Origin of the sequence: Aeromonas caviae, from assembly GCF_000819785.1 — a bacterium.
Taxonomy (GTDB): domain Bacteria; phylum Pseudomonadota; class Gammaproteobacteria; order Enterobacterales; family Aeromonadaceae; genus Aeromonas; species Aeromonas caviae.
This window is the reverse complement of sequence record NZ_CDBK01000050.1, coordinates 41,908-56,448: the sequence shown is the minus strand read 5'-3', so window position 1 is coordinate 56,448 and position 14,541 is coordinate 41,908. Positions and strand designations below refer to the sequence as shown.

Below are 14,541 nucleotides of genomic sequence, written 5' to 3'. Positions count from 1 at the left end.
AGATCTTGTCGATCTCGTCGAGGAAGACGATGCCGTTGTTCTCGACGGAGGCGATGGCCTTCTGCTTCAGCTCTTCCGGGTTGACCAGGCGGGCCGCTTCCTCTTCGATCAGCGCCTTCATGGCCTCCTTGACCTTGATCTTGCGCTTCTTCTTCTGGTTCTGGCCCAGGTTCTGGAACAGTCCCTGCAACTGGTTGGCCATCTCTTCCATGCCCGGCGGGGTCATGATTTCGACACCCATGGGGGAGGCGGCCAGATCCAGCTCGATCTCTTTGTCATCCAGCTGACCTTCCCGCAGTTTCTTGCGGAAGATCTGGCGGGTGTTGGAGTTGTCGGCTTTCTCTTCCTCACCCCAGCTGTTGCGCGGGTTGGGCAGCAGGGCGTCGAGGATGCGCTCTTCGGCGGCTTCCTCGGCGCGGTATTTCATCTTCTCCATCTCGGTCTCGCGCACCAGCTTGATGGCGACATCGGTCAGATCGCGGATGATGCTGTCCACTTCCTTGCCCACATAGCCTACTTCGGTGAACTTGGTCGCTTCCACCTTGATGAAGGGGGCGTTGGCCAGCTTGGCCAGGCGGCGGGCGATCTCGGTCTTGCCGACACCGGTGGGGCCTATCATCAGGATGTTCTTCGGGGTCACCTCGTGGCGCATCTCCTCGGAGAGCTGCATCCGACGCCAGCGGTTGCGCAGGGCGACGGCGACCGCGCGCTTGGCGTCGGCCTGACCAATGATGTGTCTGTCCAGCTCGTGGACGATTTCTCTCGGGGTCATCTCGGACATGATGGCGTTCCTGTATCCGGGGCGGGCAGGGCCCACCCCTTGGAAAATGGGGTGTCTGGCAAGGCGGCCTTATTTGGCGGCCCTATTTCGCCGACTTATTTAGCTGAATAATCCAGCACTTCGATGGTGTGGTTGCCGTTGGTGAACACACAGATGTCGCCCGCAATCTTGAGGGACTTCTCGACGATGGTCCTGGCATCCAGCTCGGTGTTCTCCAGCAGGGCGATGGCGGCGGACTGGGCGAAGTTGCCGCCGCTGCCGATGGCGATGAGATCGTGCTCCGGCTGCACCACGTCACCGTTGCCGGTGATGATGAAGGATTTGTGCTCGTCGGCGACGGCCAGCAGCGCCTCGAGGCGGCGCAGGGCGCGATCGGTGCGCCAGTCCTTGGCCAGCGCCACGGCGGCGCGCTCCAGGTTGCCCTGATGGGCCTGCAGTTTGGCTTCGAAGCGCTCGAGCAGGGTGAAGGCGTCGGCGGTGCCGCCGGCGAAACCAGCCAGTACCTTGCCGTTGTAGAGGCGATGAACCTTGCGGGCGTTGCCCTTCATGACGGTGTTGCCAAGAGAAACCTGGCCATCGCCACCGATGACGACCTGACCGTTGCGGCGAACTGAAACTATGGTAGTCACTTTACTTACCTCGCTTGAGCCGAATGACGGCCTGACTGTGCATGGAGGAAAAGATGGGGATGGCAAAACGGCTTTTCAAGCCTGTGCCGAGCACGGATCGCGGAGGAGGGATCGGGTGGGCGCGGGATGGCGCCAAAAGAAACAGGGCCGGGTGTTGCCACCCGGCCCTGTGCATGGACGCAGCGATCACCCCTTCTTGGGGATGCAGCCGCTGATGCCCGAGCCCTGCAGCTTGCGGTTGGCCGCGTCGGCCGCCGCCTTGCCGTTGAAGGGGCCCACCATCACCTTGTAGACGGCGCCACCGGCCCCGTTCACCACCTGCAGACTGGAGGAGAGCCCGGCGGTGAAGGCGATGCGCGCCTTGAGGGATTCTGCGGAATCCTGGGAGCGCAGGGCGGCACACTGCATCATGTAGCGGCCGCCGTCGGCGGCTGCGGTCTGGGTAGCCTGGGTCGCCGCCTTGGCCCTGGCGGCCTCGGCACGCTCCCGCTCCAGTTCGGCGCGGATCTCCCGCTCCATCCGCTCACGCTCGGCCTTCTGGTCGATCACCTGCTCCCGGGCGCTGGCGACCGGGGCGCCGGTGGCCGGCTTGGTCGGCTGCACCGGTTGCGGCTGATAGGGCTTCACCTGACCGATGGGGGTTCCCGGCTGGGGAATGTCGGTCGCGACCGGCTTGGGCAGCTTCTCCGGTTGCAGGGTCATGGTCTCGGCGGGCGGGGGCGGCAGCACGCCCGGCTGGGGCGGCGGCTCTATGATGTCCACCTGCTTGTTCTCCAGCCGCTCGATGTAGCTCCACTTCTCCTGGGGCAGGGTATTGCCCTGTGCCTTGGGTTTGTTGGCCTTCACCTGCTCTTCGATGGTGGGGGCATCGGCGCCCTTGCCGTTGATGAGGTAGAGGAAGGCGCCGAAACCGACGACCAGGGCCCCGGCCAGCAGTGCCGGGATAACAGGAAAGCGGCGAGGGGCCGCTTTCTTGATGTTACGGCCACCCGCCCGTCGTCTCGGGCTGTTGCCGACGTAATCCCGGGTCGCCATCTATTACATGCGCTCCAGGGTGTGGATGCCCAGCACGCCCAGGCCCAGCTTGAGCACCTTGGCGGTGGCGGCGCACAGCAGCAGACGGCTCTGGCGGGTCGCCTCGTCCACGCCGTCCTTGTTGATCGGGCAGGCTTCGTAGAAGGTCATGAAGTTGCCGGAGAGCTCGTACAGATAGGTACAGAGCAGGTGCGGCATCCCCTTGTCCGCCACGCCGTTGACCGCGTCGGAGAACTGGATCAGCTTCTGGGCCAGGGTCTCTTCGGCGTCTTCGCTCAGGACCACCTTGCCGCTTAGGGTATCGGCATCGACGCCGGCCTTGCGGAAGATGGACTGGATACGGGTGTAGGCGTATTGCAGGTACGGCGCCGTGTTGCCTTCAAACGACAGCATCAGATCCCAGTCGAAGATGTAGTCGGTGGTGCGGTTCTTGGAGAGATCCGCATACTTGACCGCGCCCATGGCGATGGCGTGCACCACCTGGGCCTTCTCTTCGGCAGAGAGGTCGCTGTTGCGGCTCTCCAGCAGGGCGCTGGCGCGCTCTTCCGCTTCGTTCAGCAGGTCAACCAGCTTGACGGTGCCGCCGGAGCGGGTCTTGTAGGGACGGCCGTCCTTGCCCAGCATCATGCCGAAGGCGTGGTGCTCGAGGGGCACGGACTCCGGCACATAGCCCGCCTTGCGGGTGATGGTCCAGGCCTGCATCAGGTGCTGGTGCTGACGGGAGTCGATGAAGTACATGACCCGGTCGGCGCCCAGGTTCTCGTAACGGTATTTGGCGCAGGCGATGTCGGTGGTGGTGTAGAGGAAACCGCCGTCGCTCTTCTGGATGATGACGCCCATGGGCTCGCCATCCTTGTTCTTGAACTCGTCCAGGAAGACCACGGTGGCCCCTTCGCTCTCGACTGCCAGCCCCTTGGCTTTCAGGTCGGCAACGATCTGCGGCAGCATGTCGTTGTACATGGACTCGCCCATGATGTCCTTGTTGGACAGGGAGATGTTCAGACGGTCGTAGTTGCGCTGGTTCTGCTCCATGGTCATGTCGACCAGCTTCTTCCACATGGTGCGGCAGTACTCATCGCCACCTTGCAGTTTCACCACGTAGTTGCGGGCGCGCTCGGCGAAGGCTTCGTCTTCGTCGTAGTGACGCTTGGCCTGGGTGTAGAAGGCTTCCAGGTCCTTGAGCTCCATGTCGGAGGCGTGCTCGTTGGCCATCTTCTCCAGATAGGCGATCAGCATGCCGAACTGGGTGCCCCAGTCGCCGATGTGGTTGGCACGCACCACCTTGTGGCCCAGGAATTCGAGGGCGCGGGCGGCCACGTCACCAAGCACGGTGGAGCGGATGTGGTGCACCGCCATCTCCTTGGCCACGTTGGGGGCGGAGTAGTCCACCACCACGGTCTGCGGCGCCGGCAGTTTCACGTTGGCGTTGTCGGAGGTCACCATGGCTTCCACCTGACCGGCCAGCCAGCTCGGGTCGAAGAAGAAGTTGATGAAGCCGGGGCCGGCGATCTCGACCTTGGCGATCAGATCGGAGGCAGGCAGGTGCTCGATGATGGCAGCGGCCAGCTCGCGGGGGTTCTTGCGGGCCGGTTTGGCCAGCAGCATGGCCAGGTTGGTGGCCAGGTCGCCGTGAGCCTTCTCCTTGCATCGGTCTACTTGCACCCGGGCTTCCAGGTCGGCGGGCAGGACGCCTGCGGACTTGAGATTGGCTACCGTTTGTTCAAGTAGATGATGAATATGCTCTTTCATAACTGACCACCGAGGTTGCGCGTCGAAAAGTGACTGACTGGATAAGGGCGTGAATTTTACCCGCATCGGGCCGAGAAAACTATAGGAACGGCCCGCACCCGTAGGTGTGGCGGATATTTCACTGCGTTTTCCACCACATTGCAGGATATTGATTTGGATAAGTGGTGGTTATCCATTTCTACTGCATAACGAAACGGCTTGTCCAGGCTATTTTTCCCTGATTATGACAGGGTTATTTATACCGATTCGATCTGAATGATCCCGCTTCCCGTGGCGGTCGTATCCTTTGAGGACGCCGTTGGAGGATGATTCCCATGACACTGGTACTGTTTCCACTCTCCGCTCACCTGCTGCCGGGCGGCATCATGCCGCTGCGCATCTTCGAGCCCAGATACCAGCGCATGATCGCCGAGTCCCGGGAGCGGGAGTTCGCGCTCTGCATGCTGGACCCCCGCCAGCCCGACGCGCTGCGCAACATGTACCCCATCGCCACCCGGGTGCGCATCATCGATTTCGATCTGCTGCCCGATGGTTTGCTCGGCATCACGGTGCTCGGGGTGGAGCGGGTGCGCATCACGGATCTCTGGCAGGAAGAGGACGGTCTGCGGGTCGGCGAGGTGGAGCCCCTGCCCCCCTGGCAGAGCGGCAGGCTCCAGGCGGATCAGCACTCCCTGGCCAAGGCGTTGCAGGACGTGTTCAACGACTATCCGGAGTACGCGGCCCTCTATCCGGAGCCGGACTGGGAGGATGCGAGCTGGGTCGCCCAGCGCTGGCTGGAGGTGCTGCCCATCCCGGTGGAGCAAAAACAGTGGCTGGTGGCGGCCAAGGACAACCAGCCCACCCTCTCCCTGCTGAGCGGTCTGCTGGTCGCGAGCCATTGAATTCCCCTTCCCGGTGATCCTTTTTCCTCGCTCACCGTATTGGGGGTGAACACCACACGCGAGGGATGGCGCAATGGCATATACTGGCCAACCACAATCGGCTCCACGCAGGACATCGCCCCCCATGGACAACCCAGACGGCGACCTCACATCTTTGCTGGTCCGGGTGGCCGAGCGTGCCGACAAGGCTGCCTTCGCCACCCTGTTCCACCACTTCGCGCCGCGCATCCGCAGCTACGGGCTGCGCCACCTCGGCAGCGAAGCCAACGCCATGGAACTGGTGCAGGAGACCATGCTGCTGGTCTGGCAGAAGGCACGGCTCTATCACCCCGACAAGGGCGCCGCCACCACCTGGATCTACACAGTGATGCGCAACCAGAGCTTTGACATGCTGCGTCGCCGCCGCGCCAGCAAGGAGGAGCTCTGCGCCGAGGAGATCTGGCCGCTGCTGGAGTTCCGGGCCGAAGAGGAGCACCTGAGCGGCGGTGAAGACGCGGTGCTGACCCGCCAGATGGCCCACTATGTCGCCACGCTGCCGGAGCCGCAGCAGCAGGTGGTGCGCGGCATCTACCTGCAGGAGCTCTCCCAGCAGGAGCTGGCCGACCGGCTCGGCGTGCCCCTTGGCACCATCAAGTCCCGGCTGCGGCTGGCACTACAGAAACTGAAGGAACAAGTGGAGCAAGGCCATGATTAAGACCCATCCGACTGAACCCATGCTGCGCGCCTTCGCCGCCGACGAGCTGCCCCTGCCGCTGGCCGTCGGTGTCTCCGCCCATTGCGAGTTCTGCCCCGAGTGCGCCGCCCGGGTGAAGGAATTTGAAGAGGCGCTGGCGTGCCAGCATCTCGCCCCTGACGCGCCGGACGAGGCGCTGCCCGCCGGATTCGATGCCATGCTGGCGGGCATACTGCAACAGCCGGTGGCGACGGAGGCGGCGCTCGCCCTTCCCGAGAGCCCGAGGCCAGAGCTCAGGGTGGCGGGTCACAGTTACCGGCTGCCGCGGGCATTGGCACGGCATCATGCCCCCAGGTGGCGTCATCTCGGGGCCATCCGTCAGGTCAGCCTGCCCCTGGACGAGATGGGGGCGCGCGCCAACCTGCTGCACATCGAGGCGGGGGGGCGGATCCCCGAGCACACCCACAAGGGATATGAGCTGACCCTGCTGCTGGCGGGCACCATCGAGGATGGCGACACCCGCTATCAGGCGGGGGATTTCATCTGGCGTGACGCCAGCCACGCCCACAGCCCCCGTACCCCGGACGGCTGCCTCTGCTACACGGTGCAGGATGCCCCCGTGCAGTTCACCAAGGGGTTGTCACGGCTGCTCAACGGCATCAGCCAGCACCTCTATTGAGTTGGGCTCACGGCGGCTCGGCGATAGCGGGCTGCTGCGCGACTGAGGCGGTATCACGGCAACAAAAAAGGGACCCTCGGGTCCCTTTTGTGTTGCTTGGCGGCGAAGCCCATCAGGCCACGAAGACCAGGTAGACGACGAAGGCCAGCAGGAAGCGGTAGATGGCGAACGGGATGAAGTCGAGACGACGGATCAGCGCCAGGAAGGTCTTGATGGCGACCATGGCCACCACGAAGGCGGTGACGAAGCCCACCGCAAACATGGGGAAGTCCGCCATGGAGAGGAAATCGCGGCTCTTGTAGAGATCCAGGCCGCTGGCCGCGATCATCATGGGTACCGCCATGATGAAGGAGAATTCCGCTGCCGCGTGGCGGCTGATGCCCATCAGCATGCCGCCGCTGATGGTGGCACCGGAGCGGGAGAAACCGGGCCAGAGTGCCAGGCACTGGAACAGACCGATGCCGAAGGCCTGCTTGTAGCTGATGTCGTCCAGGGTCTCCGCGGTCACGGCGGGGCGGAACTTTTCGGCGATGATGAGCAGGATGCCACCGGCCACCAGGGCATACATCACGGTTTCCGGCCCGAACAGATTGGCCTTGATCCAGCTGTGGATAGCCAGCCCGACGACCACGGCAGGCAGCATGCCGAGGATGACGTGCACCAGGGAGAGGGTCGCGTGGCCCGGGGTCGGTTTCTGACCGAAGTGAATGCCGATGAGTCCGAACAGGCGGCGCCAGAACATGACGACCACTGCCAGGATGGAGCCGAGCTGGATAACCACCTCGAAGGTGGCGGCCTTGGGTCCTTCAAACCCGAGGAGGTGGCCGACGATGATCATGTGGCCGGTGGAGGAGACGGGGAGGAACTCGGTCAGGCCTTCCACTATGCCCAGCACAAAGGCGACGAACAGGGCGTAGGATTCGGTCATGGTGCAGATCTCTTGGTTATGGGGTCTGGATAAAATCAACCCCGAACGGGTCGGGGCGGCCAATGATGGCGGAAAATCGCGCGGGCAACCAGTGAATATTGGGGATTTCAGCGCCCTGTTCCGGCCGGGAAAGGGCGCTGGCGGACCATGCAGGGCGCGGCTTGCCGCATGCTGTCAGAAGCCATGACGGCCCCGTCACGTTCTGACAGGTCAGTCACGCCAGTTGACCTCTGTTTTATGATCTCTTTGTGCTGTCAGGCCAGTATGGACAGGATTTTCTGTTGAAGATCATCGTCCAGGGGGGGCTGCCCCAGGGCGTCGACGGCGCTCGTTATCTGTTGGGGATGGCTGGCGCCGATCAGGGCGCAGCTCACCACGGGGTCGCGCAGCACCCATTGCAGTGCGAGTTGCGACAGGGACTGACCCCGTTGCAGGGCCAGTGCATGCAGGGCGCGGACGGTGGCGAGCTTCTCCTCGGTGATCTGGTCCGCCGTGAGGAAGGGGCTGGCACTGGCGGCGCGGGAATCCGCGGGAATGCCCGCCAGGTAGCGATCGCTCAGCAGCCCCCCCGCCAGGGGCGAGAAGGCGACCACCCCCATGCCGTGCTCCCGGCAGGCCGGCAGGGTGTCGGGCTCAATATCGCGTTGGAACAGGGAGTATTTGAGCTGGTTGACCAGGCAGGGGGTGCCGAGCTCCGCCAGCCGGGCGGCAGCCTTGGCCGCGAGCGGAGCCGGGTAGTTGGAGAGGCCGATGTAGAGCGCCTTGCCCTGGCGCACCATCAGGGCCAGTGCCTGGCAGGTCTCCTCGAGCGGGGTGCGGGGATCCGGCCTGTGGTGATAGAAGATGTCCACGTAGTCGAGGCCCAGACGGCGCAGGCTCTGGTGCAGGCTGGCGAAGAGGTACTTGGCGCTGCCGCCATCGCCGTAAGGGCCGTCCCACATCACGTAGCCCGCCTTGCTGGCGATGATGAGCTCGTCCCGATAGGGAGCCAGGCTCCTCTTTAGCAGCGTGCCGAAGGTCAGTTCGGCAGATCCCGGTGGGGGCCCGTAGTTGTTGGCGAGATCGAAGTGGGTGATCCCCAGATCGAACGCCTGATGCACCATGGCCTTCGCGGTGGCGGGATCGCTCCCGGCGCCGAAGTTGTGCCAAAGGCCCAGACCGATGCCGGGCAGGCGCAGGCCGTGGCGGCCCGCCGGTCGGTAGGGCTGGCGCTGGTAGCGGTCGGGGGCGGCGAGGTAGTTGTCATCCATCACGGTGCGGTTCCTTGGCTGGTGTGCAATGAGGAGCGACGTGCCCTGCGGCGGGCCTCACCCCGGCTGATTCGGCGGTGCCATCGGGGCCGGGGCTGCCATGACGTGGCGGCGCGCCCGGGCCCCTTCGTCTGCCCGAGCGGGGCTGTCAGGGGGCAGGAATAAAGCGATAACGGGTCTGGTGGCGATAACGCTGCCCCGGCAGCAACCAGGGATCGCCGAGGGCGGGCCGGTTCGGGCTGTCGGGCAATTGCTGGGCCTCCAGGCAGAAGCCGTCGTAATCCCGGTAGGGTCGGCCCTGACGATCCGGTGTGCCGGTCAGCCAGTTGCCGCTGTAGAACTGCAGGGAGGGCTGGTTGGTGTAGACCGCCATGGTCAGCTTGCCATCCCCCGAGATCACCCGGGCGGCCCATGGCTGGCTGGACCCACCAAACGGCTCATCAGCAGGCTCAAAATCGCTGTTGTTGAGTAGAAATGCGTGATCGTACCCCTTGGCCAACTGCTGCTGGGGGTGGTCCAGCCACGCCTGGCCGATGGGGCGGGGGGCGCGCAGATCGAAGGGGCCTTCCACCGGGGCGATGGCCAGCGGCAGGCTCTGGTCATCCGTGGGCAGGTAGCGGTCGGCGTCTAGGCTGATGGTGTGGTGGCGGATGTCGCCACCGCCATCCAGGTTGAAGTAGGCGTGGCTGGTGAGGCTGACCGGGCTGGGGGCGTCCGTGCTGGCGCAGAAGTCGACCACCAGATCGCACTGCTCCAGCCGATACTCCAGGCTCACCCTCAGATTGCCGGGAAAGCCCTGATCCCCCGCCCGGGAGAGGAGCGCCAGCTTGACCCTGTCCGCCTCCTGCTCCTTGATCTGCCAGGTGCGGCGATGGAACCCGTCGCGCCCGCCGTGCAGGCAGTTGGCCCCCTGGTTGGCGTCCAGCGTCCAGCACTGGCCTTCCCGCTCAAGGCGGGCGCCGCCGATGCGGTTGGCAAAGCGCCCCGCCACGGCCCCCAGCCATACCTGCTGGGTGAGGTAGGCCTCGTCGGCGCAACCCAGCAGCACCTCCCGCCGCTCTCCCGCCACCGGCAGGGTGAGGGAGGTGAGGGTGGCCCCGTATGCGAGACCGCGCAGCCGCAGTCCCTCCTCGTTTTCCAGCTCGAATCTCATCATGGTTTGCGGTTCCCCGTCGTGATCCCGTCGCCCCCTGTCGGCGTCGCGAGTGCCGGGCAGGGGGCGTCACCCGTTGTCAGGCGTGCGTTACAGTCTGCCGGCCCCTGCGCTGGCACGGCAGACGTAGCAGTCCGCCTTGAGGCCGAAACGGGCCGGGTATTCCGCCTCCACCACGGCGATCACCTCGGCCACCTTCTCGGGGCGCAGCAGGGCGACCACGCAGCCGCCAAAGCCGCCGCCGGTCATGCGCACACCGCCTTCGCTGCCGATCCGGGCCTTGATGATCTCCACCAGGCCGTCGATGGGGGGCACGGTGATCTCGAAGTCATCGCGCATGGCGGCGTGGGACTGGCCCATCAGCCCGCCGAGGCGCACCAGATCGCCCTGTGCCAGCGCATCGGCCGCCGCCAGGGTGCGGGCGTTTTCGCCGACCACGTGGCGGGCACGGCGATAGCAGGCCTCGTCCAGACCGGCCTTGCCCGCTTCCAGCGTGGCCAGATCCAGGTCGCGCAGGGCCTTGACCCCGTAGTGACGGGCGGCGGTTTCGCACTGCTGACGACGGGTGTTGTATTCGCTGTCCACCAGGCCGCGGCGCACGTTGGAGTTGACGATGAGCACCGCCAGATCGGTGGGCATGGGGATGAGCCGGGTCTCCAGGGAGCGGCAATCGAGCAGCAGGGCGTGATCCTGCTTGCCGCTCGCGGAGATCATCTGATCCATGATGCCGCAGTTGCAGCCGACGAACTGGTTCTCCGCCTGCTGGCCGTTGAGGGCGATTTCCGCCTGGCTGATGGCCAGCCCCTGGGCCTCCTTGAAGGCCTGGCCGATGGCCACCTCCAGGGAAGCGGAGGAGGAGAGACCCGTCCCCTGGGGCACGTTGCCGGAGACCACCAGATTAAGGCCGCGCAGGGCGTGGCCCCGTGCCTGCAGGTGTTTCACCACGCCGCGGATGTAGTCGCTCCAGCGCTGGCTGGGGTGGTGATCGATGGGTTGATCGAGACTGAACCGGTCGCGCTGGTTGTCGTAGTCGGCGGCGATCACTTCGACCAGGTTGTCGCCGCGCAGGCCGATGGCGACGCAGGTCTCGTAGTCGATGGCGCAGGGCAGCACGAAGCCGTCGTTGTAGTCGGTGTGCTCGCCGATGAGGTTGACGCGGCCTGGAGCCCGGACCAGCAGGTCGGGTTGTTGCTCAAACTGCTCGGCAAACACGGCGCTGACGCGCTGGCTCGGGGTCATAGGGCCTCCTCGTTGGACTGGTTCTGGTCGTTGTAGTGGATGGGACTGAGGGCGCGCAGCCGTTCCGCCGCCTGTTCCGGGGTAAGATCGCGCTGGGTCTCGGCCAGCATCTCGAAGCCCACCATGAATTTGCGCACCGTGGCGGAGCGCAGCAGGGGAGGATAGAAGTGGGCGTGCAGTTGCCACGCCTCGGGGCAGTCGGAACGGGGCGGGGCGAAGTGCCAGCCCATGGAGTAGGGGAAGCTGCACTGGAACAGGTTGTCGTAGCGGCTGGTGAGCTCCTTGAGCGCGATGGCCAGATCCTGTTGCTGTTCCCGGGTGAGATCCAGCATGGAGGGGGCATGGGCCTTGGGCAGCAGCAGGGTCTCGAACGGCCAGGCCGCCCAGAAGGGCACCACCGCCAGCCAGTGGGCGGTCTCCACCACGATGCGGGAGCGATCCGCCAGCTCCCGCTCTACATAGTCCAGCAGCAGGGGGCGGCCGTGTTCGGCCAGCCAGGCGCGCTGGTGCGCCTCTTCCCGGGCAATCTCGTTGGGCAGGAAGTCGCTGCCCCAGAGCTGGCCGTGAGGGTGAGGGTTGGAGCAGCCCATGACGGCGCCCTTGTTTTCAAAGACTTGGACCCATTCCCACTGGTCAGAGAGCTCGGCCACCTGGTCCATCCAGGTGGTGATCACCCCTTCGATGGCGGGCAGGGGCAGCTCGGGCAGGGTCTTGCCGTGATCCGGCGAGAAGCAGATGACCCGGCTGGTGCCCCGGGCGGCTTCCAGCTTCAGCAGGGGATCCGGCGCCGCGTCAGCGGCCGGGGTGTCCTGCATCAGGGCGGCGAAGTCGTTGGTAAAGACGAAGGTGCCCTGATAGTCGGGGTTGATATCGCCGGTCACCCGGGTGTTGCCCGCACAGAGGAAGCAGTCGGGATCATGGGCCTGGCTCGGCGCCAGGCTCACCTTCTCGACCTGGCCTTGCCAGGGGCGCTTGGCCCTGTGAGGGGAGACCAGCACGTACTGGCCGGTGAGCGGGTTGAAGCGGCGGTGGGGGTGATCAACGGGGTTGAACATCATCACTCCAGTGTGTGAGTTGAATACATCCGAAGGCGCAGGCCAGGGCCTACGCCTCGTAACCATTGGGGTTGGCGGACTGCCAGCGCCAGCTGTCGGCGCACATGGCGGCGAGATCCCGGCTGGCGTGCCAGTCCAGTTCCCGAGCGGCCTTGGCGGGATCGGCCCAGCACTCGGCGATGTCGCCGGGGCGCCGTGGCTCGATCCGGTAGGGAAGGGGCCGACCGCAGGCGGCCTCGAACGCCGCGACCATCTGCAACACGCTCTGGCCCTGGCCCGTGCCCAGGTTGTAGGCGTGGACACCGCCCCGTCCGGCGCAGTGTTCCAGAGCCTTGACGTGCCCTTCGGCGAGATCCATCACATGGATGTAGTCGCGCACCCCGGTGCCGTCGACGGTTGGGTAATCGTTACCAAAGACCGAGAGGCAGTCGCGTCGGCCGATGGCGACCTGGGTCAAAAACGGCATCAGATTGTTGGGGATGCCCTGGGGATCCTCCCCCAGGGTGCCGGACTCGTGGGCGCCGACGGGATTGAAATAGCGCAGCAGGGTCATGCTCCAGTGGGGCTCGGCCCGCTGCAGATCCTCGAGGATCTCCTCGATGATCAGCTTGGATCGGCCGTATGGGTTGGTGGCGCTGCGGGGGAAATCCTCCCGGATCGGGGTGCTGGCGGGATCGCCGTAGACGGTGGCCGACGAGCTGAACACCAGATTGCGTACCCCGGCCCGTTTCATCGCCTGCAGCAATACCAGGGTGCCGCTCAGGTTGTTCTCGTAGTAGTCCAGCGGGATGCGGGTCGACTCGCCGACCGCCTTGAGGGCGGCGAAGTGGATCACGGCGTCGATGTGCTGCTCGCTGAAGATGCGATCCAGCAGGGCCGGGTCACGGATGTCCCCCTCGTAGAAGCGGGGCTCGTGCCCGCTGATGGCGGCGACACGGGTCAGGACGCTCGCCTTGCTGTTGCAGAGGTTGTCCACCACCACGGGCTCCATGCCTGCGGCCTGCAAGGCCAGACAGGTGTGGCTGCCGATGTAGCCGCAACCGCCGGTGACCAGTACTTTCATCCGTTGTTCCACCCTCAACTCCTCGCATCAGGAAAGCCTGAGCAGGAGTCTAGCCGAGGGGCTGACGGGCAAACTGTGAGCTGCTTAACAAATATGTGTAAACGATTACACTTGTTTTCATCGACCAATGTGGCAAGTTCTGATTTTTCCCCCTGTTATCAGTGACATTGAACGGTATAATGCGGCCAGTTGCAGCGTGAAATAAGTGAAAACAGCATGAGCACCATCAAGGATGTCGCCCGTTTGGCCAATGTGTCAGTGGCAACGGTTTCACGGGTGATGAACAACTCACCCAAGGCCAGTGCCGCCTCCCGCGAGGTGGTGCTGAAGGCCATGGCCGAGCTGGGCTATACCCCCAACGCCAACGCGCGGGCCCTGGTCAGCCAGACCTGTGACACCATGGGAGTGGTGGTGGGTGACGTGGCGGATCCTTTCTTCGGCGCCCTGGTCAAAGGGGTCGCGGCGGTGGCGGTGGAGCAGGGCTTGCACCTGTTGATGGGTAATGGTTTTCACCGCGCCCAGCAGGAGCGGGAGGCCATCGAGCTGCTCATCGGCAAACGCTGCGAGGCACTGGTGGTGCACAGCAAGGCGCTCGGCGACGAGGAGCTGGTCGACTACGCCCTGCGCGCCCCCGGCATGGTGCTGATCAACCGCGACATTCCGAGTCTGAGGGGGCGCTGCATCGCCCTCAACAACCGCCAGGGTGCGGCGACCGCCACCCGTCATCTGCTGGATCTCGGCCACCGCCATATCGCCTTCCTGAGCTCGGATCACGCCATCGAGGATGCGCTGTTGCGCCACCAGGGCTATCAGGATGCCCTGGCGGAGGCGGAGGTCTTCGCCGATCCCGAGCTGGTGGAGAGCGGCATGCCCAATGAAGAGGGGGGCGAGCGCGCCATGCTCAACCTGCTGGCCAAGGGGTTGCCCATCACGGCGGTGGTGGCCTACAACGACGCCATGGCGGCAGGGGCCATCTCCGTGCTGGCGGACAACGGCCTCAAGGTGCCGGAAGAGGTGTCGGTGGTGGGCTTCGATGACATCATCTACGCCAGATACCTGAGACCCAAGCTCTCCACCATGCGCTATCCCATCGAGCTGATGGCGGCCCAGGCGGCCAAGCTGGCGCTGCAACTCGCCGCAGGGGAGAGCGAATCGGTGCAGAGCCGCATCTATACCCCCACCCTGATCAACCGCCATTCGGTCGCTCCCGTCAGGTCCTGATCGCAGCGCTTGCGCCCCGTCGGCGCAAGCGCTGCACCTGGCGAACCCGTACTGCAGCATATAAAGCGCCCCCATAGCTCAGACGATAGGTAGCTCAGAGCATGGCTAGCGCAGACCATAAAGGACTGTCTGAGGAGTGACAACCGTCCCCTCACGCTCCCTGCCTGCCGAACTCGCCAGTTCTTCCCGCTCGTCTGTCACGAGC

General features: G+C 64.9%; 14 protein-coding genes. 4 read left to right on the top strand and 10 right to left on the bottom strand.

All coding sequences use genetic code 11. The features are described from left to right. The 4 genes from hslU to argS form a co-directional block, all read right to left on the bottom strand. On the bottom strand, positions 1–781 hold a 781-nt coding region (gene hslU / locus BN1120_RS21700), incomplete at its 3' end, for an HslU--HslV peptidase ATPase subunit (RefSeq protein WP_042015662.1). A gap of 95 nt (positions 782–876) precedes the next feature. Next, a complete protein-coding gene (gene hslV / locus BN1120_RS08770; protein WP_005340772.1) occupies positions 877–1,410 on the bottom strand; it encodes an ATP-dependent protease subunit HslV in 534 nt (177 codons plus the stop codon). Positions 1,411–1,596: 186 nt separating this feature from the next. Continuing rightward, positions 1,597–2,445 (bottom strand): SPOR domain-containing protein, encoded by an 849-nt coding sequence (locus tag BN1120_RS08765; protein WP_042015660.1) that lies wholly within the window; start codon positions 2,443–2,445, stop codon positions 1,597–1,599. 3 nt (positions 2,446–2,448) lie between these two features. Next, positions 2,449–4,194 carry an arginine--tRNA ligase gene (gene argS / locus BN1120_RS08760; RefSeq protein WP_010676028.1) on the bottom strand — a complete coding sequence of 582 codons (1,746 nt, stop codon included), beginning with the start codon at positions 4,192–4,194 and terminating at the stop codon, positions 2,449–2,451. A 314-nt stretch (positions 4,195–4,508) separates the two neighbouring features. Between argS and BN1120_RS08755 the strand changes: the two genes are divergently transcribed. The 3 genes from BN1120_RS08755 (at position 4,509) to BN1120_RS08745 (ending at position 6,427) form a co-directional block, all read left to right on the top strand. Then, positions 4,509–5,075, top strand: a complete 567-nt coding sequence (locus tag BN1120_RS08755; RefSeq protein ID WP_010676027.1) for an LON peptidase substrate-binding domain-containing protein — start codon at positions 4,509–4,511, stop codon at positions 5,073–5,075. Between the two features lie 124 nt (positions 5,076–5,199). Further along, positions 5,200–5,769 carry a sigma-70 family RNA polymerase sigma factor gene (locus BN1120_RS08750; protein WP_010676026.1) on the top strand — a complete coding sequence of 190 codons (570 nt, stop codon included), beginning with the start codon at positions 5,200–5,202 and terminating at the stop codon, positions 5,767–5,769. After that, on the top strand, positions 5,762–6,427 hold the full coding sequence (locus tag BN1120_RS08745; RefSeq protein ID WP_010676025.1) for a ChrR family anti-sigma-E factor: 666 nt from the start codon (positions 5,762–5,764) through the stop codon (positions 6,425–6,427). Before BN1120_RS08750 ends, BN1120_RS08745 begins: the two co-directional genes overlap by 8 nt. 112 nt (positions 6,428–6,539) lie before the next feature. Here the strand turns inward: BN1120_RS08745 and bacA are convergent, their stop codons facing one another. The 6 genes from bacA to galE all read right to left on the bottom strand — a co-directional run bounded on the left by bacA (position 6,540) and on the right by galE (position 13,115). Then, positions 6,540–7,355 carry an undecaprenyl-diphosphate phosphatase gene (bacA, locus tag BN1120_RS08740; protein WP_010676024.1) on the bottom strand — a complete coding sequence of 272 codons (816 nt, stop codon included), beginning with the start codon at positions 7,353–7,355 and terminating at the stop codon, positions 6,540–6,542. A gap of 254 nt (positions 7,356–7,609) precedes the next feature. After that, positions 7,610–8,605: an aldo/keto reductase gene (locus BN1120_RS08735; RefSeq protein WP_010676023.1), complete on the bottom strand. Its 996-nt coding sequence runs from the start codon at positions 8,603–8,605 to the stop codon at positions 7,610–7,612. Between the two features lie 148 nt (positions 8,606–8,753). Continuing rightward, positions 8,754–9,821, bottom strand: coding sequence for a galactose-1-epimerase (locus BN1120_RS08730; RefSeq protein WP_268877502.1), 1,068 nt, complete (start codon positions 9,819–9,821; stop codon positions 8,754–8,756). Positions 9,822–9,848: 27 nt separating this feature from the next. Next, positions 9,849–10,997: a galactokinase gene (galK, locus tag BN1120_RS08725; RefSeq protein WP_042015656.1), complete on the bottom strand. Its 1,149-nt coding sequence runs from the start codon at positions 10,995–10,997 to the stop codon at positions 9,849–9,851. After that, positions 10,994–12,052 carry a UDP-glucose--hexose-1-phosphate uridylyltransferase gene (locus BN1120_RS08720; RefSeq protein WP_042015653.1) on the bottom strand — a complete coding sequence of 353 codons (1,059 nt, stop codon included), beginning with the start codon at positions 12,050–12,052 and terminating at the stop codon, positions 10,994–10,996. The genes galK and BN1120_RS08720 overlap by 4 nt, the downstream gene beginning before the upstream one ends. A gap of 49 nt (positions 12,053–12,101) precedes the next feature. Next, positions 12,102–13,115 (bottom strand): UDP-glucose 4-epimerase GalE, encoded by a 1,014-nt coding sequence (gene galE, locus BN1120_RS08715; protein ID WP_042015649.1) that lies wholly within the window; start codon positions 13,113–13,115, stop codon positions 12,102–12,104. 216 nt (positions 13,116–13,331) lie between these two features. On the opposite strand from galE, the gene BN1120_RS08710 reads away from it, so the two are divergent. Further along, entirely contained in the window at positions 13,332–14,336 is a 1,005-nt protein-coding gene (locus tag BN1120_RS08710; RefSeq protein WP_010676018.1) for a substrate-binding domain-containing protein, read from the top strand. The last annotated feature ends 205 nt before the right edge of the window (positions 14,337–14,541 follow it).